The organism is Helicobacter pylori (assembly GCF_014498195.1).
GTDB classification, from domain to species: Bacteria; Campylobacterota; Campylobacteria; order Campylobacterales; family Helicobacteraceae; genus Helicobacter; species Helicobacter pylori_DO.
In genome coordinates this window covers 1-22253 of the sequence record NZ_JACTGH010000004.1, presented here as the reverse complement: position 1 = coordinate 22253, position 22253 = coordinate 1, and the positions used below count along the sequence as shown (strand labels likewise).

18 protein-coding genes, 1 tRNA gene and 4 pseudogenes are annotated in these 22253 nt (G+C 38.8%); 15 read left to right on the top strand and 8 right to left on the bottom strand.

Translation table 11 applies throughout. The features are described from left to right. Position 1: 1 nt before the first annotated feature. Both H7N67_RS02700 and H7N67_RS02695 read right to left on the bottom strand, forming a co-directional pair. A complete protein-coding gene (locus H7N67_RS02700; protein WP_187939029.1) occupies positions 2–1249 on the bottom strand; it encodes a fibronectin type III domain-containing protein in 1248 nt (415 codons plus the stop codon). Beyond that, positions 1212–2195: an RluA family pseudouridine synthase gene (locus tag H7N67_RS02695; protein WP_187938968.1), complete on the bottom strand. Its 984-nt coding sequence runs from the start codon at positions 2193–2195 to the stop codon at positions 1212–1214. The genes H7N67_RS02700 and H7N67_RS02695 overlap by 38 nt, the downstream gene beginning before the upstream one ends. A 145-nt stretch (positions 2196–2340) precedes the next feature. Between H7N67_RS02695 and H7N67_RS02690 the strand changes: the two genes are divergently transcribed. From H7N67_RS02690 to H7N67_RS02675, 4 genes and pseudogenes are all read left to right on the top strand, one after another. Next, positions 2341–2796: a GTPase gene (locus H7N67_RS02690; RefSeq protein WP_187938967.1), complete on the top strand. Its 456-nt coding sequence runs from the start codon at positions 2341–2343 to the stop codon at positions 2794–2796. Beyond that, positions 2778–3554, top strand: a pseudogene (locus tag H7N67_RS02685) (YcjF family protein); the annotation flags it as partial. The gene H7N67_RS02690 and the pseudogene H7N67_RS02685, both read left to right, overlap by 19 nt. Before the next feature lie 22 nt (positions 3555–3576). Further along, the gene (locus H7N67_RS02680; RefSeq protein WP_187939028.1) at positions 3577–4722 is read left to right on the top strand and encodes an FtsW/RodA/SpoVE family cell cycle protein; all 1146 of its coding nucleotides are present in this window, start codon (positions 3577–3579) and stop codon (positions 4720–4722) included. Further along, a tRNA-Ile gene (locus tag H7N67_RS02675) sits at positions 4684–4760 on the top strand. Before H7N67_RS02680 ends, H7N67_RS02675 begins: the two co-directional genes overlap by 39 nt. 22 nt (positions 4761–4782) lie before the next feature. On the opposite strand, the gene H7N67_RS02670 is transcribed toward H7N67_RS02675, so the two are convergent. The 6 genes from H7N67_RS02670 to H7N67_RS02645 all read right to left on the bottom strand — a co-directional run bounded on the left by H7N67_RS02670 (position 4783) and on the right by H7N67_RS02645 (position 10088). Then, positions 4783–5739, bottom strand: a complete 957-nt coding sequence (locus H7N67_RS02670) for a ribose-phosphate pyrophosphokinase (RefSeq protein WP_269566001.1) — start codon at positions 5737–5739, stop codon at positions 4783–4785. 64 nt (positions 5740–5803) lie between these two features. Then, positions 5804–6289 (bottom strand): HIT family protein, encoded by a 486-nt coding sequence (locus tag H7N67_RS02665; RefSeq protein WP_187938965.1) that lies wholly within the window; start codon positions 6287–6289, stop codon positions 5804–5806. 9 nt (positions 6290–6298) lie between these two features. After that, the gene (locus H7N67_RS02660; RefSeq protein WP_187938964.1) at positions 6299–7780 is read right to left on the bottom strand and encodes a Mur ligase family protein; all 1482 of its coding nucleotides are present in this window, start codon (positions 7778–7780) and stop codon (positions 6299–6301) included. Continuing rightward, complete coding sequence (gene estV, locus H7N67_RS02655) at positions 7767–8492, bottom strand: lipase EstV (protein ID WP_001129378.1); 726 nt, start codon at positions 8490–8492, stop codon at positions 7767–7769. Before estV ends, H7N67_RS02660 begins: the two co-directional genes overlap by 14 nt. Continuing rightward, positions 8492–9535 carry a D-alanine--D-alanine ligase gene (locus H7N67_RS02650; protein ID WP_187939027.1) on the bottom strand — a complete coding sequence of 348 codons (1044 nt, stop codon included), beginning with the start codon at positions 9533–9535 and terminating at the stop codon, positions 8492–8494. Before H7N67_RS02650 ends, estV begins: the two co-directional genes overlap by 1 nt. Before the next feature lie 76 nt (positions 9536–9611). After that, the gene (locus tag H7N67_RS02645) at positions 9612–10088 is read right to left on the bottom strand and encodes a phosphatidylglycerophosphatase A family protein (RefSeq protein ID WP_187938963.1); all 477 of its coding nucleotides are present in this window, start codon (positions 10086–10088) and stop codon (positions 9612–9614) included. A gap of 148 nt (positions 10089–10236) precedes the next feature. On the opposite strand from H7N67_RS02645, the gene H7N67_RS02640 reads away from it, so the two are divergent. The 11 genes and pseudogenes from H7N67_RS02640 to H7N67_RS02590 all read left to right on the top strand — a co-directional run. Beyond that, positions 10237–11346: a pyridoxal-phosphate-dependent aminotransferase family protein gene (locus H7N67_RS02640; RefSeq protein WP_187938962.1), complete on the top strand. Its 1110-nt coding sequence runs from the start codon at positions 10237–10239 to the stop codon at positions 11344–11346. A gap of 8 nt (positions 11347–11354) precedes the next feature. Then, positions 11355–11816, top strand: coding sequence for a phosphoribosyltransferase (locus H7N67_RS02635; RefSeq protein WP_001948992.1), 462 nt, complete (start codon positions 11355–11357; stop codon positions 11814–11816). Between the two features lies 1 nt (position 11817). Then, the gene (gene rimO, locus H7N67_RS02630) at positions 11818–13137 is read left to right on the top strand and encodes a 30S ribosomal protein S12 methylthiotransferase RimO (RefSeq protein ID WP_187938961.1); all 1320 of its coding nucleotides are present in this window, start codon (positions 11818–11820) and stop codon (positions 13135–13137) included. A 107-nt stretch (positions 13138–13244) separates the two neighbouring features. Further along, positions 13245–15115: pseudogene (locus tag H7N67_RS02625) on the top strand (hypothetical protein). Beyond that, positions 15108–16774, top strand: a pseudogene (locus H7N67_RS02620) (LeoA/HP0731 family dynamin-like GTPase). The pseudogenes H7N67_RS02625 and H7N67_RS02620 overlap by 8 nt, the downstream one beginning before the upstream one ends. Positions 16775–16919: 145 nt before the next feature. Next, a complete protein-coding gene (locus H7N67_RS02615; protein ID WP_332258177.1) occupies positions 16920–17171 on the top strand; it encodes a hypothetical protein in 252 nt (83 codons plus the stop codon). A gap of 8 nt (positions 17172–17179) precedes the next feature. Beyond that, positions 17180–18247, top strand: coding sequence for an HP0729 family protein (locus H7N67_RS02610; protein WP_187938959.1), 1068 nt, complete (start codon positions 17180–17182; stop codon positions 18245–18247). A 35-nt stretch (positions 18248–18282) separates the two neighbouring features. Further along, positions 18283–19299 (top strand): tRNA lysidine(34) synthetase TilS, encoded by a 1017-nt coding sequence (tilS, locus tag H7N67_RS02605; protein ID WP_187939026.1) that lies wholly within the window; start codon positions 18283–18285, stop codon positions 19297–19299. 92 nt (positions 19300–19391) lie between these two features. Further along, complete coding sequence (locus H7N67_RS02600; protein WP_187938958.1) at positions 19392–20378, top strand: tRNA dihydrouridine synthase; 987 nt, start codon at positions 19392–19394, stop codon at positions 20376–20378. Further along, complete coding sequence (locus H7N67_RS02595; protein ID WP_187938957.1) at positions 20348–21265, top strand: outer membrane beta-barrel protein; 918 nt, start codon at positions 20348–20350, stop codon at positions 21263–21265. Before H7N67_RS02600 ends, H7N67_RS02595 begins: the two co-directional genes overlap by 31 nt. Positions 21266–21485: 220 nt before the next feature. After that, a pseudogene (locus H7N67_RS02590) lies at positions 21486–22253 on the top strand (SabA family sialic acid-binding adhesin); the annotation flags it as partial.

Genomic DNA, 22253 nt, shown 5'->3' with positions numbered 1-22253 from the left:
TTTAGCGCTCTAAAAACAAACGCACTTCTTTGCTTGGGTGCGACTCTAAACCATCTTTATCCACGCTCACCACTTGATAGCGATAAGCCACGCCCACTTTCATGTCCTTATCCACGAATTGGTTTTTGGTGATATTCCCAAAACGCAAAGGGGTTTTAGAATTGGCTTCAAAACGATACACCGCATAAGTGGCTATTTTAGCACTTGGGTTATTTTCCCATTGAATGAAAGCCGAAGAGTCTTGAATAGTCCCTTTAGTGATGATAGGGGATTCGGGTCTGTCAGCGGTCTCACCCATGGCAGGCTCTTTGGGTAACGCCCCTTCAAGATGCGTTTTATCAAGGGCGACGACTTTGTAATAGCGCGTGAGGTTGTCTTTTTCTATTTTATCCACATAGGAAGTGTTAGTGGTTTGAGCGATGAATTTGTATTTATCGTTGCGGTTGTTGGAAGCGTAAATGCGATAAGCTATCACATCTTCTTCGGGGGATTTGTCCCAACTCAATTCAATGTGTCGTGTGAGGTTTTGGCTCACTCTAACATTAGCGATTTCTTTGGGTAAATCTTTGGTTTTCCCCTCCACTATCACGCTAGGCCTGGATTTATCCCCCATGAAATTTTCAGCAATGACTTGGTAGCGGTATTTTTTCCCATCCTCTAAATCTTTATCAAAAAACTCCACAAACAAGCGGTTTTTCACAGCCCCCACATTTAAAAATTTGCCGTCTTTATTCTGCCTTTGAATGATGTATTTAGAAACGCTGGGATTTGGGTGCGGACTCCAAAAGACTTTCACGCTTTTAGGGTATTCAAGGCTTGCAAAAACGCTTTCTACAGGATTGATAAAAGAGGTTTTCACTAAAACAGGCTCTGAAAGGTTAGAGATTTTATCGCCCTTGTAAGTAGCGAGTTGGTAAGTGTAAGAACTCTCTGTTTCTAGCCCCTCATCATAATAATGAGTCGCATAAGGGTTTTTAATCGTGGCGATTCTTTTAAGCTTGGAGTCTTTTTTCAAACGATACAAAATAAACCCATCAATGTCATAAGTATCAGCGATTTTAGGCCATTCAAAGCCCACTGAACTCACATCGTTAATCGTTTTAACAGAATGGACTACCGGAAGATTAGTGTCTGTATTTTCTTGATTACTAAGGGCTGAAAAAGTATGATTCCTGGTAGAAGAACACCCTATAAAAACCGCTAATACCACACTACTTTGCAATAAAAGCGTGAAGTATTTTTTCTTCATCCAAGACCTCATCTAAATTCTCCTTGTCAAAAACTTTTTTAAAGTATTCTAACATATCCTTTAATAGGGGAACTTTAAAGCGCAGTTTTTGCTCGCTTCTAGGGTGTTTGAACTCTATCAAATAGGCATGCAGCATGATTCTTATTTCTTCTTTAGGAAGCGCTTGATTAAGCCCATAAAGATTATCGCCTATGATGTGTCTGTTCAAATATTCTAAATGCGCTCTGATCTGGTGCGTGCGCCCGGTGAACAATTTAGCCCCTATCAAATTAAGATTATTTTGAGAAGTCAGCAAGCTAGTAAATTCGCTTTTAGAATAGCGGCTTTTTTCTTTTTTGGCCGCTTTGAGCGCTACCATTTTTAGGCGGTTATTGGGGTTTCTTGTCAAATAGCATTCCACGCTCATTTTTTCTTCTTTTAAGGGGGTTGAAAGCAAGGCGATATAGTAGCGCCCCATCATTTTAGTTTTGAGTTGCTCGCTCAAATGAACATGGGTAAAATTGTTTTTAGCGATGACAATCCCTCCGCTTGTGTCCTTATCCAAACGATGCACAATCCCATAGCGCTCTTTAGATCCCAGATTAGAAAGCTCGTAATTTTTAAATTCCAGCCAATCCACTAAAGTAGGATCTTTCACGCTTGGGGCTTTATGGATGACTAAATTAGGAGGCTTATTCAACACTAATAAATCTTCATCTTCAAAAATGACTCCTATTTCTAAATCAAGCTCTTTTTTTAAGGGTTTGGGCGCGATTTTGGGCGTTAAAAGCGTGATTTCATCGCCTTTTTTTAAGGCTAACCCTCCCTTTTTTACCCCCTTTTTTTGACAAAACACTAGCCCCTCTTTAATCAAATGCAACACTTGGTTTTTAGAAATTTGCAATTCTTTGGCTAAAAATTCATCAATGCGTTTGTGATCGGTTAGGGCGATAAAAATTTTTTGCATCCAAACTCTTTTTTGCTTTTTTAAAAACCATTATTTTACTCAAAACCCTAAAAAATCATGTTTTTATTTATTAATTTATTAGTTGGTTTAATACGCTATAATCAATCGCCTTATATCTTAAATCATTTTATAAAGGGGTTTTATAATGGAAAACAACGAAAATCATGAAAAGTTGAGCGGTATTTTGCACAAGTTTTTAGGCGATGCGTTCACGCTTGATGGGAAAGAAGGAGGATTGAATATGGAAAAAATGCGCGAAGTCATCAAAAAGGAAAAACCAAAGATGAATGTTTTGATCATGGGGGCTACTGGGGTGGGTAAAAGCTCGCTCATTAACGCTCTATTTGGTCAAGAAATCGCTAAAGCAGGCGTAGGAAAGCCTATCACTCAGCATCTTGAAAAATTCATTGATGAAAAGAAAGGCTTGATTTTGTGGGACACTAAAGGCATTGAAGCTAAAGATTACCACGACACCATACAAAGCATTAAAAAAGAAATGGAAGATTCTTTTAAAACGCTTGATGAAAAAGAAGCCATTGATGTGGCGTATTTGTGCGTTAAGGAGACCTCTGGTAGGGTTGAAGAGAGAGAGAGTTATTAAGCTTCGCTAAAAGTTGGAATATCCCAACGATCGTGGTCTTCACCAACACCCAAGAAAAAGCCGGCGATGAGTTTGTTCAAAAAGCTCAAAAGATTATCAATGAAGAGTGGGGGTTTGGCGGTTTTGTCAGAGCCTATGTGAGAGTCAATTCCGTTGCATTTTCATTTAGAGGTATTGAAGTCCCTGTTGAAGGTTTAAAAGAATTGGTAGATGAAACGAAAAAATGCTTGATAGACGCTAAGAAAAACAAACAAAACCATTTCTTGCTGATTCAAAAAGCTAACATCCAAGCAAGGAAACAAGCCATGATAGATAAAAGTAAAACCATTATCCATGTTGCATCAGGAGCGGCTGGAGGGGTTGGGCTTATCCCCATACCTTTTAGCGATGCGCTCGCTATTGCGCCCATTCAAGCAGGAATGATCTATAAAATGAATGACGCTTTTGGAATGGATTTGGATAAATCTGTGGGCGCGAGTTTGGTCGCAGGATTGTTAAGCGTAACCGCAGTCGCGCAAGTGGGGAGAACGCTCGTTAATGGCTTTTTAAAATTCATTCCTGCTGTGGGGAGTGTTGCAGGGGGTGCAACCGCTGCTGTTATCACAGAAGGCATTGGGTTTGCGTATTTGAAAGTGCTAGAAAAGTGCTTTAATGATGAGACGGGCGAAGTGAATTTGCCTGGTGAAGTTGGCATGATAACTTCTCTCTTTAAGGAGAATTATCTCAATTTGGATACAATCAAAAAATTAAAACCATAAGATTAGGGGTTATGAAAAACGCATGGCATTAGACAAAAGGATTTGGATGCATTTTGATCTTTTGCCTTTTGTGTTTATCATCCCCTTGTTGGTGGTTTCTTTTTTGTTGATTTTTGAGAGCAGTGCGGTTTTGAGCTTGAAGCAAGGGGTTTATTATGCGATAGGGTTTCTTCTCTTTTGGATCGTGTTTTTTATCCCTTTCAGGAAGCTCGATCGGTGGCTCTTTGTGTTTTATTGGGCGTGCGTTATTTTATTAGCGTTAGTGGATTTTATGGGATCGAGTAAGCTTGGGGCGCAACGATGGCTAGTCATTCCCTTTACCTCTATCACCTTACAGCCCAGCGAACCCGTGAAAATCGCTATCCTTTTGTTATTAGCGCATTTGATTAAAATCAACCCGCCTCCTTTTAAGGGCTATGATTGGGGCATGTTTTTAAAGCTTAGTTTTTACATTTGCTTACCGGCGGCTTTGATTTTAAAACAGCCTGATTTAGGCACGGCTCTTATTGTGCTGATCATGGGTTTTGGGATTTTACTTATCGTGGGTTTAAAGACTAGGGTGTGGCTCCCTCTTTTAATCGCTTTAATAGTGGCTTCGCCTATCGCTTACCATTTCTTGCATGATTACCAAAAAAAGCGCATCGCAGACTTCCTTTCTGAAAAGCCTAATTACCATGTCATGCAATCCATTATCGCTATAGGATCGGGCGGGTTTTTAGGCAAATCTAAAGAAGCTTGCACACAAACCAAATTCAAATTCTTGCCTATTGCAACGAGCGATTTTATCTTCGCTTACTTCGTGGAGCGTTTCGGGTTTCTAGGGGCTATGTTGCTTTTTGCGATTTATATAGGCTTGAGTTTGCATTTATTTTTTTATCTGTTTGAGAGCAACAGCGATTGGTTTTTAAAGATTGTAGCCCTTGGGATTTCTATTTTAATCTTTGTTTATTCCAGCGTGAATATCGCCATGACTTTAGGGTTAGCCCCTGTGGTGGGGATTCCCTTACCTTTATTCAGCTATGGGGGGAGCAGTTTTATCACTTTTATGATCCTGTTTGCAATCCTAGAAAACCTGCTTGCTTTTCGCTATATTTTTGGATATAATAGCAAACCATCTTTTGGGAATTTTGGATTCTTAGCTCAGCTGGTCAGAGCGCTCGGCTCATAACCGATTGGTCGTAGGTTCAAGTCCTACAGAATCCACCACTCCCGCTTTTTTATTCCTTTTTTAAGTGAAAAGCGATTGGACGCTTTCATTATGATAAATCCTTCTGATCACTTCCGCAAATAAGGGTGCTACGCTTAAGGTGGTGATTTTATCGCATTTTTGAACTAAAGGGATAGAGTTAGTTACCACCACTTCATCTAACGCGCTTTCTTTAATGCGTTTGATCGCATTCCCGCTCAAAACCGCATGCGTGCCTAACGCCATGACAGAAGTTGCCCCTTGCTCTTTTAAGGCTGAAGCGGCTTTACAGATCGTGCCTGCGGTATCAATCATGTCATCCACTAAAATCACATCGCGCTCCTTGGCTGAGCCGATAATATTCATCACTTCGCTTTCATTAGCTTTTTCACGGCGCTTATCCACGATGATTAAATCCAACCCCATTTGATTGGCGAAATACCTGGCTCTTGTAACCCCACCCACATCAGGGCTGGCGATTATAGGGTTTTTGAGCGCTTTAGAGCGGATATAGTCTCTAAAAACGATAGATCCGTATAAATTATCCACCGGCACATCAAAAAAGCCTTGGATTTGCCCGGCATGCAAATCCATCGTAATGATCCTTTCAATCCCCACTTCTTCCATCAAATTAGCGACCATTTTAGCCGTGATAGGCACTCGTGGAGCCGCTTTTCTGTCCTGTCTGGCATAGCCAAAATACGGCAACACCGCTGTGATAGAATTGGCCGAACTGCGCCTTAAAGCATCTACCATGACTAACAATTCCATTAAATTGTCATTGACAGGCACGCAAGTAGGCTGAATAATAAAAATATCCTTACCGCGCACCGATTCGCTGATTTGGATATTGATTTCGCCATCGCTGAATTTCCCGATCACCGCTTTGGATAAGGGAACGCCTAAATGCCTTGACACTTCTTTGCCAAAGGTAGGGTGAGCGCTCCCTGAAAAAATCTTAAACCCACGCATCTTTGTCTTAAACCCACGCGCCTTCATCGCTGACACTCCCTAAAATGAATTAAAATCAATTGTAGCGCACCCAAACTAAAAGCGTTTGTTTTCAACCAAGCTCCTTTTCTAATAAGTTTTTTAAGGTAAGATAGGTTTCATTTAAATCAATCCCGCACACCCTGGTTTGAGCGATAACGCTCATAAAATTGCTATCGCCTAAAAACCTAGGCACTAAATGCATGTGCAAATGCTCAGGGATCCCTGCTCCGGCGTTTCTGTGCAAATTCAAACCTAAATTGATCCCTTGAGCGCCATAAGCATACAACGCTTTTAAAATTTTAGGCGCTAATTTATTCATGTTCAGCCAAGTGTTCAGATCTAAAAGTTCCACGCTCGCTTGATGCGCATGGGGAATGATCAACAAATGCCCCGGGTTATAAGGGTAGGCGTTCATCACCACAAAGAGATCGCTATTTCTATAAAGCACTCTGTTTTCTGGATCTTTTGTGGGGTTTTGAGAAATCTCGCAAAAGACACAACTCTTATTTTTCTCTTTCAAATAACTTTCGCGCCAAGGAGCGTATAAATGTTGCATGTTCATTTCCTAAATGTAATTGGGGGCGTCATTAGCGAATAAAATCAAATCGCCTTGAATCGTGGTGGCTTGTAAGATATTTTCCAATTGCGCCTTATCCTTGAGTAAGATTTTTTGTGGGGTTTTTAATTTGGAAGCAATCGTTTTGGAATTCAACTCCCCTGTGATGATAGCGACATCAAAAACCTCGTCTATTTTTTGCGCTAAAGCTTCATTACTTTCTGTATTGCTTTCCACTAAGCCCGGTGTTACAATGACTTTACGCCCTTGATGCAAGCTCGCCAAACGAATGCCCTCTAACATGCCCTTTAAATTCCCATTAAAGCTATCGTCTATAATGATTTTTTGATTCACTTCCAAAAGTTGCAAACGATGGGCAATGGGGTTGAGTTCTAAAACAAGCCGTTTGATCCTTTCTGTTTCTAAGCCTAAATGCTTAGCGATTAAAATGGCTGAAGCGATATTATAAGCGTTGAATTTGCCTAAAACTTTCGTTTCAAAGCTTTCCCAAACGCTACCTATAAGCATTTCAAAAGAAGTGCCTTTTAAAGTGGATTGGATGTTTTTAACCAGGCTAGAATAGTCTATTAAAGGGCTATCTTTTGGGGCATAGAGCTTGATTTTTTCTACAGAGTAACAAAAGGCTTTTTCTAAGCGTTTGGAATCCAATAATTCCGCTTTAGTCTCGCAAATATTTTCTAAAGTTTTAAAATATTCTAAATGCTGTTCGCCCACTTCTGCGATCACGGCAAGGTGCGGTTCAATAAGGCGGGTGATTTCTTTAATATCGCCCTTATTTCTTGCCCCGGCTTCAGCGATATAGATTTCACTCTTATCGTCTAAATTCTGGTTAATATCATTCGCAATCCCTAAAAGGGTATTGACGCTTTTGGGGCTTGCATGCGTGTTGAATGTGGTTTGTAAGATTTGATGCAAGAAATTTTTAGTGCTGGTTTTCCCAAAGCTTCCTGTAATGGCGATGACTTTTAAATTCTTTAAAGAAGCGATTTTGTCTTTAGCGGTTTGCAAATACTGCTTGGATAAGACTTTTTCAAAGATTAAAGAAGCGCTTAAAACGAATATAAACAAACACAAACAGCCTAGCGCGAGCGAAATCCCATTCAAAGGGGCTAATTCTGTGTTTAAGATTTCATGCAAGATTAAAAAGAGTAATAAGAAGATAAAAAAGCGCTTCACCCTTGGCGTGAAAACTAAGGGCTTGTCGTTGCGTTTGGCCCAGATAATGAGCATGGGCATTTGAATCACGCCGCAAAAGAAATCAAAAATAAACGGCATTTTGAAAGCATACGATAGGATAAACACCCCTAAAGGCAAGAGGAAATAAATCCCATGCCAACGCATTTTGTGGTGCTTGGTTAAGATCCTAAACACGCTGTAATGATACCATTGCAATAAAGTCATTATATAATAGCCAAGCCCTGTTATAAAGAGCCAACGAAACGCTAAATTCAGCCAACTAAGACTTTGCATGATGATAATTCTCCACTAGTTTTTCAATCTCTTTTGCTTGGTTTAAAAAAAAGAAATGATCCCCTTCTAAAACGAATAACGCGCTTCTTTTCAATAAGGTTTGCATTTTTTGAGCGGAGCTTAAGGGGGTTGCTTTATCATCTTTACCCCAAAATAATAAAACTTCTTTCTCGCATCGTTTGAAATGATCGCTAAAGTCTTCGCTAATCACTTTTTTAAAGGTTTCATACATCGCTTGATTAAGCCCCATAGCGTCCTTACTCCTCAAAAACCCTAAATTCAAGCCTAATTTTTTAAAGATTTTAGCTAAAAGGATTTTACAACGCACTTTTAAGGGTTTTGGCTCTAAAATCCCGGCACTGCTCAATAAAACAATGCGTTCGTTTTCACACAAGATCGCTACTTTCCCTCCAAAGCTATGCCCAAAAACGACATGTGCTTTTTTATCCACGCTTTTTAAGAATAAATTGATGATATTAGCATAATCTTTAGTTTCTAAGACTTTTTCATCGTTAGGGCTTTGATTAAATCCGGGCAAATCCACATACAAATGGTTGTAATTTAAAAAACAGCCTTGAAACGCTTGCTGCATGATTTCTTTAGAACTCCCCCAGCCATGCAAAAACAAGGCGTTTAAAGGGCTATGGTGGTCTATAAAAGTGTAGGAAATGTCAAAAACGCTATCCAAATAAGCGATACTGCGTTTGGCCATTACTTATTCTTTTGGATTTGCAACAAATAAGAGTTTTTGATTTGGATTTTAGGGGTTTTGGGTAACGATTGCGCTAAATTTTCTAGCGTTGTTTTAAAATCATCAAACAAATAATTGGCCAAACTGCCAGGAATGGGGTTGATCTCATTAAGATACACTTCATTTTCTATGACAAAAAAATCGCAACGAATGAGCGCGCCATCAAACAAATCGTTATAGAGTTTTTTAAAATTTTCTTTCAATTGTTCTTCTAGGGCGTTAGAAAGATTCGCTTTAGGGGCTTTGGCGCGTGAAAAATCCAAATATTTTTGTTTGAAATCTAAAAATTCCTGTTTGTTAGGCTCTTCCACATAGGAAAAACAAAAATCCGTTTTGATCTTGCAACCGGCTAAATTGTATTCTTTCACCCCCTGAATGAAAGGCTCTATCAAGACCTCTTTAGAATATTCAAACGCGCTATCCAAAGCGTAAACCAATTCTTTTTCTTCTTTCACAACATTCACCCCTAAAGAGCTCCCGGCGTTACTGGGTTTGACAATGAAAGGGAAATTAAACCCAATCAAATCCAAGGCGTTAGCGCGGTTTTTTTCATTCAAAAGAACATAATCCAAAGTCTTTACCCCTAAATCTTTAGCGTAAAGTTTGGTTAAATATTTGTTATAACTCAGCACGCTCGCTTCAACCCTAGGGCCTATGAAAGCGATACGATAAAATTCTAACAAGCTCGCTAACTTCCCGTCTTCGCCATCGCCCCCATGCACAAGATTGATCACTAAAGGCAGTTCTATCGTTTTAGCGCCTAAAAACGAGTTTTTAAGCAAGCCATTGCGCGTGAGGGTTAGGGGGGGTAATTTTTTTTCTTTGATTTGAGCGAAGTATTTTGAATGCATGTTTAATTCTTCAATCAAGTAAAAATGATGGTTTTCATCTAAAAAAATAAAATATTTAATCCTATCTTTTAACACTCCTTTAAGTGCGATCGCGCTCACAATGCTGATTTCATGCTCAAAACTCGCCCCACCAAATAAAACGCAAAACTCCACGATCAAACTCCCTAGAAACGATTGCAATCAAGTCTATCTATTTTACCTAAAAAAAGGCTTTTGAATTTTCTTAAAATTAAAACTTAATGTTAAAAAATCCCAAAATATTGATGGCTAATAACGCGCTCAATCCGGCTAAAACACCCGCTAAAGCGTCATCAGCCACAACCCCTAAGCCCCCTTTAACTTTTTTGTCTATTGTGCCAATGAGTGAGGGCTTAGTAATATCATAGATCCTAAAAAAGATAAAACTCAAAACCACGCCCGCTAACGATAACCCGCTAATCGCCATCGCCAGCCACATGCCCACTAATTCGTCTATCACAATATAAGAGCTGTCATGGATCTTACTCTCTTCTTCTTCTTTATCTATTTGAGCGATAGCGATAAGTCCAATGAAAATTGCCACTAAAAACAAAGTGTTAGCTGAAAAAATTAAAACGGGTAAGCCTAGCAACAACGCTACTAAACTCCCTATCGTTCCAGGAGCTTTTTTAGAATACCCGCTAAAAAAAAGGGTTAGAAAACATGTGCGAAGATTAAATTTATTCAATCATTGCCTTAAATTCTTTTTAAATCATGGCATTTTAGCATTTTATTTGCATTAAAAAGCGATTTTCTTAAACAATAAGGCTTAATTTTAAGCGCGTTTTAGTATGATAACTTTTAAATTCTCTCAAAAATTAAAGGTTAATTTTAAAATGTTGCTTTTCACTCCAGGCCCTGTAGCCATTAGCGAAGAGATGCGCTCAAGCTTTTCTCAGCCAATGCCCCACCACCGCACCAAAGATTTTGAAAAGATTTTCCAAAGCGTGCGAGAAAATTTGAAAAAAATGACCGGTTTAGAAGAAGTTTTGCTTTTAAGTAGCAGCGGGACGGGGGCTATGGAAGCGAGCGTGGTTTCGTTGTGTCAAAAAGAGTTGCTTTTTGTTAATGCGGGCAAGTTTGGCGAAAGGTTTGGCAAGATCGCTAAAGCCCATTCTATCAAAGCTAATGAATTAGTCTATGAATGGGACACGCCGGCTCAAGTGGATGGGATATTAAACGCGCTTAAAGCCAACCCTAACATTGATGCGTTTTGCATTCAAGCATGCGAGTCCAGTGGGGGGTTACGACACCCTGTAGAAAAAATCGCTCAAGCGATCAAAGAAACTAACCCGAATGTTTTTGTAATTGTAGATGCTATCACCGCTTTAGGGGTTGAGCCTTTAGAAATAACGCATATTGATGCGCTCATTGGAGGGAGTCAAAAAGCGTTCATGCTGCCTCCTGCGATGAGCCTAGTCGCATTGAGCCAAAAGGCAATTGATCGCATAGAAGAACGCGATGTGGGGTTTTATTTCAATTTAAAGAGCGAATTGAAAAACCAAAAAAACAACACCACAAGCTACACCGCTCCTATTTTACACACTTTAGGGTTACAACGCTATTTTGAATTGGTGCAGAATTTAGGGGGCTTTGAAGCGCTCTATAAGGAGACTAAACGAGTCGCTTTAGCCACTCAAAAAGCCGTTTTAGTGCTGGGTTTAAAGATTTTCCCTAAAAGCCCGAGCTTGAGCATGACAACGATTGTTAATGAGCATGCCAAAGAATTAAAAAACCTTTTGAAAGAAAAATACCAGGTGCAATTTGCGGGCGGTCAAGAGCCTTATAAAGACACGCTCATTCGCATCAACCACATGGGGATCATTCCTGTTTATAAAAGCGCTTACGCCTTAAACGCCCTAGAATTAGCCTTAAACGATTTGGATTTAAGGGAATTTGACGGCATGGCGAATACAACCTTTTTGAAGCAATATTATGAAATTTAAGGACTATAATGCATTATTCTTATGAAGCCTTTTTGAAAGACAGCCTGGAGTTAGCTAAACAAGTGGAGCGAATTTGCGGTGTCCCAGAAGCCCTTGTGTGCGTGATGCGAGGGGGCATGACTTTGACGCATTTTTTGAGTTTGCACTGGGATTTAAGGGAAGTTTATGGCATCAATGCGATTTCTTATGACACCACCAAGCAACAAAACGCCCTAAAAATTGAAAATATCCCCACGATCAAAGATCATTTAAAAACCATTCTTGTGGTAGATGAAATCGTAGATAGCGGTAATTCTTTGGAAGCGGTGCTTAAAGTGTTGCAAGACAAACACCCTGATAAAAAATTTTATAGCGCGAGTTTGTTCCAAAAGACAAGCGCGAAATACAAAGCCGACGCGTTTTTAAAAGACGCTCCTGAATGGATTGATTTCTTTTGGGAAGTGGATTTGAAAAACTTAAAAAGCCATTAACATGCAAATTAAAGAAAACAAACAACTCTGCCTGATCTCATTAGGTTGCTCTAAAAATTTGGTGGACTCAGAGGTGATGTTAGGCAAGCTTTATAATTACACGCTCACTGATGACGCTAAAAACGCTGATGTGATTTTGATCAACACTTGCGGTTTTATTGAAAGCGCTAAACAAGAGAGTATCCAAACCATTCTCAACGCCGCCAAAGACAAAAAAGAGGGGGCGATTTTGATTGCGAGCGGGTGCTTGAGCGAGCGCTATAAAGATGAAATCAAAGAGTTGATCCCTGAAGTGGATATTTTTACCGGCGTGGGGGATTATGACAAGATTGATATTTTGATCGCTAAAAAACAAAACCAGTTCAGCGAGCAAGTGTTTTTAAGCGAGCATTATAACGCGCGCATCATCACGGGATCGAGCGTGCATGCTTATGTTAAAATTTCTGAGGGTTGCAACCAAAAATGCTCTTTTTGCGCTATCCCTAGCTTTAAGGGGAAATTGCAAAGCAGGGAATTAGACTCCATTTTAAAAGAAGTAGAAGATCTAGCCCTTAAAGGCTATAAAGATATGACTTTTATCGCTCAAGATTCTAGCTCATTTTTATACGATAAGGGGCAAAAAGACGGCTTGATCCAGCTCATTAGAGCGATTGACAAACAGCAAGCCTTAAAGAGTGCGCGTATTTTATACCTCTACCCCTCTAGCACCACTTTAGATCTGATTGGCGCGATTGAAGACTCGCTTATTTTTCAAAATTATTTTGACATGCCCATCCAGCACATCAGCGACTCCATGCTTAAAAAAATGCGCCGTAACTCCAGCCAAGCGCACCATTTAAAGCTTTTAGATGCCATGAAGCAGGTTAAAGAAAGCTTTATAAGAAGCACGATCATTGTAGGGCATCCAGAAGAGAATGAGGGTGAATTTGAAGAATTGAGCGCGTTTTTAGACGAGTTCCAGTTTGACAGATTGAATATTTTTGCTTTCAGTGCGGAAGAAAACACGCATGCCTATTCTTTAGAGAAAGTGCCTAAAAAAATCATCAACGCTCGCATTAAAGCCTTGAATAAAATCGCTTTAAAACACCAAAACCATTCTTTTAAGGCTTTGTTGAATAAGCCCATTAAGGCGTTAGTGGAAAATAAAGAGGGCGAGTATTTTTACAAAGCAAGGGATTTGAGATGGGCGCCTGAAGTGGATGGGGAAATTTTAATCAATGACAGCGAACTAACCACCCCTTTAAAACCCGGGCATTACACGATTATGCCTAGCGCGTTTAAAGACAATATCTTACTCGCTAAGGTTTTAAGCCCTTTTTAAAAGCTAGCCATAAGGCTAAAAGTGCGGCTGGAGCGTGGCTGGAGCGTGTGGGTTTGCGTTTTTTTTTGTTAAAATGCACGAGAAAAATCCGCTTGAGGCATGCAAAAATGAAAAATATTTATCTTGGCGTAGAAAAGAGCATTAAAGAACTTCAGAGTATTTTCAAAAACGCTGATGACAAAGATGAAAAACTAAAGCAATTCAACCAAGAAGCGTTGGAGGTGTTTCAAAAATTAGAGCGTGAAAGCTTAAAAGAGCTTGAAAGCTTGAAAAATAATGGAGAGTGGGAAAATTTTACCATTGCTTTTTATGGGGAAACCGGTGCGGGGAAATCAACCCTTATTGAATGTTTGAGGCTGTTTTTTAAAGAACAAAGTAAAGTGGTTCAACAAGAACGATTCAAGCGGCTTTATTCAACTTACCAAAACAATTATCAAAATGATGAACGCAACAAACAGGCTGTTTTAAACGAACTTCATTCATTGCAAGATGGAATGGCTATAGGCGATGGGAGGAGCGATTTCACTTTAAAAACACGATCTTATTCTTTCCAATACAACCATCAAAACTTTATTTTGCTGGATGTTCCAGGGATAGAAGGCAATGAAAAAGAGTGATCGATCAAATTTCTAACGCAACGCAAAAAGCCCATGCTATTTTTTATGTTACCAAAACGCCTAATCCTCCGCAAAAAGGAGAAGAAGGGAAAAGGGGAACGATTGAAAAAATCCAAAGACAACTCGGTTTGCAAACAGAGGTATGGACGATTTTCAACAAACCGATTAACAACCCAAGAGCTTTCAAAGATGGGCTTATTGATGAAAGCGAAAAAGAAAGCTTAAAAATTTTAAATAAAAAGATGAAAAACATTTTAGGCAAACACTACATGGGCTATAAAGCAGTGAGCGCCCAAGTGGCTTTTTATGGCCTTTCACAGGCTTTGATCCCAGAGACTGATTTTTATGAAAAGAAACAAAAATTTCTAAAAGATTTTAAAGCAGGAGAATTATTGTATCAATCCCATTTCAAACCATTAGCAGAATTTATAACCGAAGCGCTTCTTGAAAACTCACGCAAAAAAATCATAGAATCCAACTGCAATAAAGCCTTAAAGGTGATAGAAAAATTGCAAAAAACGATCGTAACCACGATTGAGAGAGAGATAGACCCAACTATCAAAGAAATAAAGGATAAGCAACCAGAGGCTCGCTACAACCTGGATCGTTCTAGAGAAAAATACATATCCAATTTGAACAATTCAGTATCCAAAGAAATAGAGCGATTCAAAACTGATTTTAGAGAAGAAATGCATGCGCGCATTGATGACGACATTGAAAATAAAGAATGTGAAGAAATTTTTGAAAATGAGCACAAACAAAGAACTGAAAAATTGCGTAAAAACACAGGACGGCACTTTAATGAATGCAAGGAACGATTCATTGAAGAGATGAAAAAAGATATTGAACAATTTGAAGAGAGGATTAAAAATTCTCTAGTAGTGTTAAGTCGCATCAACACCGATAGTGGTTTTGATAGTGGTTTTGATTTTAGTTTCAATATTGATAGCGGTATTAATAAAATAGGCTTATTCGCTTCAATAGGAGGTTTGCTTCTGCTTTTAGCGACGCCATTAGGTGGGATTGCACTAATTGCAGGATTGGTTTTAGGAGGATTTGGGGCAGTTAAATCAGTGTGGAGTTTTTTTGATTCAGACTATAAAAAATCCCAACAAAGAAAAGAAGTGGATAAGAATTTAGATAAAGTTTGTGAAAAAATTGCAGAGGCTGTGAAAAGCCGCATTGAAAGTTATAAAAAAGGCGCATCTGAAATGATTGAGAATTTAAAAGCCAGTTTTAACGATCTTATTGTTTGTTACGAGCGCATGAGGGAAGGGCTAATAAAGGCCGGTGAAGACTTATGGCACTTAGATAATCGCATCAAAACCACATTAAAAAACAAAGGAGCGCGCAATGAATGAAACGCTAGAACAATTTAAAAAAGATCAAAAGAGGAATCAAGAAATTCTTCAAAAATTACTTGATTTTGTCCATACTGGGGAAGAATACGGAATCAAGGTTGAAGAGTCTCTCAAAGACAAGATCCATAATGCGATGGAAAATGTTGCCGATCAAAAACTGAAAGTGGCGTTGGTGGGAGGTTTTTCTGAAGGAAAAACATCTATAGCGGCAGCTTGGATCGAACGCTTGGATGAGAGCATGAAGATAGACCACAAAGAATCAAGCGATGCGGTTAAAATCTATGACATAGATAATGAAATTGAGCTGGTTGATACCCCGGGACTATTTGGGTTTAAAGTGAAAGAACACGATAGCGGCACAATAGAGCGCTATAAAGATATTACAAAAAAATATGTCAGCGAAGCCCATCTCATTTTATACACGCTCAACCCGTCAAACCCCATCAAAGACAGCCATAAGGACGATTTGAATTGGTTGTTCAGGACGCTCAATCTTTTATCCAGGACAATATTTATAAAAGATTTAAAATCAAAAAAGAAAACATTCAAAACCGACTGAATGATCTGATTTCTTTAAGCGAAGAAGAAAAAGAAAGTTTGATTATTGTCGCTGTTGCGGCAAACCCTTTTGATTTGGGGGTGGAACACTGGCTAAAGCATCAAGAAGAATTCCAAAAACTCTCACACATCAAAGCCTTGCAAGATGCGACGCAAAAAAAGATTAAAGAAAATGGCGGGAAATTAACCATCATAGAGGAAGCTAAAAAAAGCGTCATTCAAGATGTTGTTTATAGGCAAATGCCCTTGGCAAAAAAAGAGCAACAAAATGTTAAGAGAGAATTGGAATATTTGAATAAAGCGATGGAGAAAAGGCTAAAGAAGATTCAAAGTTTAAATGGCGAAATTTCTCGAGCCCGCATTAATTTAAGAGAATTTATAACGAGCTATTTTAGCGATCTCATCCTTCAAGTTTCTGGCACCAGCCTAGAAACCTTTAATGATGTTGTTACTAGAGAAATAGGCGATAAAGGTATCAATATAGAAACAAAAGTCCAAAATGAATTTGAAAGGCAAACGCAAGGGATTGTAAATGAAATTTCTAAAATTGAAACTGGTTTTAACGCTGATATGAGTTTTTTTGAAAAGCATGCCGGAGCGTTTGGAAAAATTGGAATCGATCTTTTAAAACAAAGCGGTTTTATCAATGCAACTAATATCAAACTGGCTAGAGACGCAATAGCGGGTGTGGGAAAATTGGTGGGCCTAAATTTGGCTTTGAAATTCAAACCTTGGGGTGCTGTAAACTTGGCAGGCAATTTGAACAAAGGTTTACCGTTTATCGGTCTTGCTTTTGAAGTGTGGGATTCTTGGAGCAAATATCAAAAAGAACAAAAGCTTGAAGAAGCTAAAAAAGAAATGGTATCCAATTTTGACAATCAAAAAAAAGAAATTTTAGATCTCATCAATGATGAAACCAAATTCAAACAAACATGTTTCCCAATGGCGTTGAAACTGGAAAAATGCGTCCAAGCATGCGAAGAAAGCGTTAAAAAAACGCAAGAGTGCACTCAAGGTTTGGAAAAATGGATTCAAACCGGCGAAGATTTTATCAAGGGCGAAGATTTTATAGAAGTTGAGCCTAAAAGAGACATGAACTGAATTTGTGTTAAAATACCGAATGCGCCAACGCTAGAACGCTTGCTAGTTTTTGGCTAGTAAGCGGTGTTTTAAATCTTTTAAAGGAAAGGCGATGTTTTCTAAAATTTGCGCATCTTTTAAGCTTGCCAACGCATTCAAAGGCTTTATATGCAAACGCATTTCAAGCCCTGGGCAAAGCGCTCGCATTACTAAGATGGTTTTGGGTATAAAAGACGCTTTCAATGACGGTAAAGATCCGTTGGATAACGCTTGTGAAGCTTTGGACTTGGTAGTGAAGTTTAAGAAAGAGCACCCGCAAGACTTTAACGAATTGTTTGAAATTTTAAAAGATCTCATTCAAGAATACGAACAAAATCCTGATGAGATCAAACAAAACCTCAAAAAAATCCTAAAATAAGACAAGGCATGAACCACCTTTTAATCCTTTATAACCCTTACTACCAACAAGATGTGATCCAACAACATTTAAGCGTTTTACAGGAAAAATCCCAAGTGGGCTTTGGTAAAATCCGATCAAAGCTCAACGATCAAGAAAAGCACGACTCTTTAGAAGAAATTTACAAAGCCACCAATGAAAAAAATTTTTTGCAGCTTTTTTTAACCGATTACGCTAATTTATTTGCCGCTAAGGTGATAAAGGTTTCTAAAGAGATTGATGAGGGTTTGATCCCTAGCTATTATAAAGAAAAAAATTTGGAAGTGGAAGACTTTTTTGTTATCAGCGATTTAAGGGAATTAGTCAGGGAAGACTTTAGCCTTTTAAGGGATCAATTTCTAGCCAATTTCATCGCCCCAAACAACCACACTTACGCCATTTATGGGAATAATTATGTCTATCCTTTGCCGGTGAGGCTAAAAGAAGAGCGTTCTTATTTTTTAGGCGATGAAAAGCATTATCTGAGCGTGTATAAAAGCAAAGAATATTTAACCATGCAAGAAAATTTCATGCGTTTTGTTTTTGGCAAAAGGCTTTTTTACCTCTTACACCCTGATAGCATCAATAACATCATTCATGCAGAATTAGAGCTTTTACAAAGCGAAAACGATCTTTTGAATGATTTTACCAGCATCATCGTCAAATACTCCAAAACCTTAGAATACGAAATTTATACTTTTGCTAAACAAGTTCTTTTAAAGGCTTGCAAAAAAGATCCCAGCCTTTATGATTTAGCTTATAAAGTCCAAGGAAAATCTTTTACGCTTAAAGATTTTTTCACTCAAAAGCCTAATCTTGGGAGCGTTAAATTTTTACTCAAACACGAAAAAATCCAATGCCATTTAGAAGAAAACTTAAAAAGATTCATCAATTATCCTTTTTCAAAAAGCCTAAGCCTCATTCAAAACATCCGCAATAAAGCCGTTCATCAAAAAGCTCCAGGTTTGAATGAAGTAGAAAAACTCAGGAATGAGATTTTAGGCATAGAAGGCGCAAGCTTACTCAAAGGCGTTTTAACCCACAAGGAAACTTCATAAAAGTGCAACCCATTCAGCATGCATTTAGCACCGATTTGACAGCGCGAGATTTTAAAAATTATTTAGAGCCTTTAAGAGAGGGGAAAAATTTATTGGGTTTTTCAGGTGGGTTGGATTCTGTTTGCTTGTTTCATCTTTTAGTTGGAGAAAACATCGCTTTTGACATCGCTTTAGTGGATTATAACACGCAAAAACAACGCCTTGAAATCATCCAGCACGCTCAAATACTCGCAAAAACACACCATAAAAAATGCTATATCCATTACGCTCCAAAGATCGCGCGCAATTTTGAAATGCAAGCGAGAAAGATCCGTTATGATTTTTTTGAAGCCCTAATCAAAGAGCATTCTTACAAGCATTTGATTTTAGCGCACCATTTGAATGACAGACTGGAATGGTTTTTGATGCAATTAAGTAAAGGTGCCGGATTAAACACGCTTTTAGGCTTTCAAGCTTATGAAAAAAGAGGGTCTTATGCGATCGTTCGCCCCTTGCTCTACACCCCTAAAGACACCCTTAAAACGCTCGCTAAAGATCGGGAATTTTTTGAAGACGATTCTAATTCTTCTTTAAAATTCAAACGCAATTTTTTCAGGAAACATTACGCTAACGCCTTGATGCAAGATTATTCTAAGGGCATTGTCCAAAGTTTTAAATTTTTGGATCAAGAAAAAGAGCGGCTTTATCCTTTGATTCCCGTTTCACAAAGGCATGGGATCACTTTTTTTAAGCGTTCGCAAAATGCGCTTTTTATGGTGGATAAAATCTTAAAACAAAAGGGGTATGTATTGAGCTTTTCTCAAAAAGAAGAAATCAAACGCCATTTTTTTAGCCTAGAAATCGCTCAAAAATTCATCATTGAAAGCGATAAAGAGCATGTGTTTATCGCTCTTAAACCCCCAAAAACTTTAAGCATGCCAAAGGATTTTAAAGACAGAGCCAGGAGGTTGGATATCCCTAAACGCTTACGGCCTGTTTTATACGCAGAGTTTTTAAAACAACCAGCGCATGATTTTTTAACCCGTTTCAAACAGAGTTTAATGGATCTATAAAAGAGCTTCATTTTAATCAAGCGCTAATTTTTAAAGCGCTTTTTAACCTTGATTGTGTCAAAATACAGCAAAAAACTTTGATATGAGAGCGGATGGACTTTAAGAATAAAAAATGGCTTTTTCTAGCCCCTCTAGCAGGCTATACGGATTTGCCTTTCAGGAGCGTAGTGAAAAAATTTGGCGTGGATGTTACCACAAGCGAAATGGTGAGCTCGCATTCGTTAGTGTATGCGTTTGATAAAACTTCTAAAATGTTGGAAAAATCCCCTTTAGAAGATCATTTCATGGTGCAAATTTCAGGCTCTAAAGAGGGCGTAGTCAAAGAAGCGGTGGAGAAAATCAACGCTTTAGATCATGTGAGTGGGATTGATTTTAATTGCGGTTGTCCTGCCCCTAAAGTGGCTAATCATGGTAACGGGAGCGGGCTATTGAAGGATTTAAACCACTTAGTGAAGCTTTTAAAAATCATCAGAGAAAACACCAATAAAAAGATCACAAGCGTGAAAGTGCGTTTAGGCTTTGAAAAGAAAATCCCTAAAGAAATCGCTCATGCCTTAAATGACGCGCCGGTGGATTATGTGGTGGTGCATGGGAGGACACGAAGCGACAAATACCAAAAAGACAAAATAGATTATGAAAGCATCGCTTTAATGAAAAAGATTTTAAAAAAGCCCGTGATAGCCAATGGCGAAATTGACAGCGTGAAAAAAGCCTTTGAAGTTTTGCAAATCACGCAAGCGGATGGGCTAATGATAGGGCGAGCGGCCTTAAGAGCCCCATGGATATTTTGGCAAATCAGAAACAACACCACAAAATTGCCCGCAGTCGTGAAAAAGGATCTGGTTTTAGAACATTTTGATAAAATGGTGGAGTTTTATGGGGATAGGGGGGTGGTTATGTTTAGGAAAAATTTGCATGCTTACGCTAAGGGCGAAATGCAAGCGAGCGCGTTTCGCAACTGCGTCAATACCCTTACAGAAATAAAGAGCATGCGAGAGGGTATAGAGGAATTTTTTAATCAAGAAATGTTGCAAAGTGAAGTGCCATTATGGGTAGAATTGAATCAAAAAAGCGTTTGAAAGCGTTCATTTTTTTAGCGAGTTTGGGGGTTTTGTGGGGCAATGCTACTGAAAAAACGCCTTTTTTTAAAACGAAAAACCACATTTATTTGGGTTTTAGGCTAGGCACAGGGGCTAATGTGCACACAAGCATGTGGCAACAAGCCTATAAAGACAACCCCACTTGCCCTAGTAGCGTGTGTTATGGCGAGAAATTAGAAGCCCATTATCAGGGAGGTAAAAACCTATCTTATACCGGGCAAATAGGCGATGAAATAGCTTTTGATAAATACCATATTTTAGGATTAAGGGTGTGGGGGGATATAGAATACGCTAAAGCGCAATTAGGTCAAAAAGTGGGGGGTAACACCCTTTTATCCCAAGCCAATTACAACCCAAGCGCGATTAAAACCTACGATCCTATTTCAAACGCTCAAGGCTCTTTAGTTTTGCAAAAAACCCCAAGCCCCCAAGACTTCCTTTTCAATAATGGGCATTTCATGGCGTTTGGTTTGAACGTGAATGTGTTTGTTAATCTCCCTATAGACACCCTTTTAAAACTCGCTTTAAAAACGGAAAAAATGCTGTTTTTTAAAATAGGCGTGTTTGGTGGGGGTGGGGTGGAATACGCCATATTGTGGAGTTCTCAATATCAAAATCAAAACACCCATCAAGATGATAAATTTTTTGCAGCGGGTGGGGGGTTTTTTGTGAATTTTGGGGGTTCTTTGTATATAGGCAAGCGCAACCGCTTTAATGTGGGGTTAAAAATCCCTTATTATAGCTTGAGCGCGCAAAGTTGGAAAAACTTCGGCTTTAGCAATGTGTGGCAGCAACAAACGATCCGACAAAACTTCAGCGTTTTTAGGAATAAAGAAGTTTTTGTCAGCTACGCGTTCTTGTTTTAGTGTGGCTTCGTTCCCATTAAATATTGCTTATAAAATTCAAAAGATGGTTTCATTTATTACAAAAATCAACGCTTCAAAGATAAATAGGTTAAAATACTCCAAAATCTTTTTTTTTTTTTTTTTGAAATCCAATCAATTTATAGTAAAATTAGGTTCATTGTAAATATATTATCACTTCATGATATTCTTACAACAAAAACATTACTTTAAGGAACATTTTATGAAAAAGACAATTCTACTCTCTCTCTCTCTCTCGCTTCATCGCTCTTAAACGCTGAAGACAACGGCTTTTTTGTGGGCGTGGGCTATCAAATCGGTGAAGCGGTGCAAATGGTTAAAAACACCGGCGAATTGAAAAACTTAAACGAAAAATACGAGCAATTAAGCCAGTATTTAAATCAAGTGGCTTCGTTGAAGCAAAGCATTCAAAACGCCAACAACATTGAGCTGGTCAATAGCTCTTTAAACGATTTGAAAAGCTTCACCAACAACAACTACAACAGCACCACCCAATCGCCCATCTTCAACGCCGTGCAAGCCGTTATCACTTCGGTATTGGGTTTTTGGAGTCTTTATGCAGGGAATTACTTAACTTTTTTTGTGGGTAATAAGGATACTAAACAACCCGCTGATGTCTATGGTAACCCTCCTTTTCAAACGGTTATAGAGAACTGCTCAGGAATTGAAAACTGCGCTATGAATCAAACCACTTATGATGAGATGAAAAAACTCGCTGAAAACCTCCAAGCAGCCCAACAAAACGCTACCACTAAAGCAAACAATCTTTGCACTTTATCCGGATGCACCACAACAGACTCAACATCAAACTCATCAAACACGCCAAATTCAACCGTAAGCAACGCTCTTGAAACCGCGCAAAAGCTTATGGATTTAATCGAACAGGCCAAGGTTTCTATGGTGTGGAAAAATATCATCATCGCAGGTGTTTCAAACAGAGCCGGTGGTGCTGGTGCTATCACATCCACTG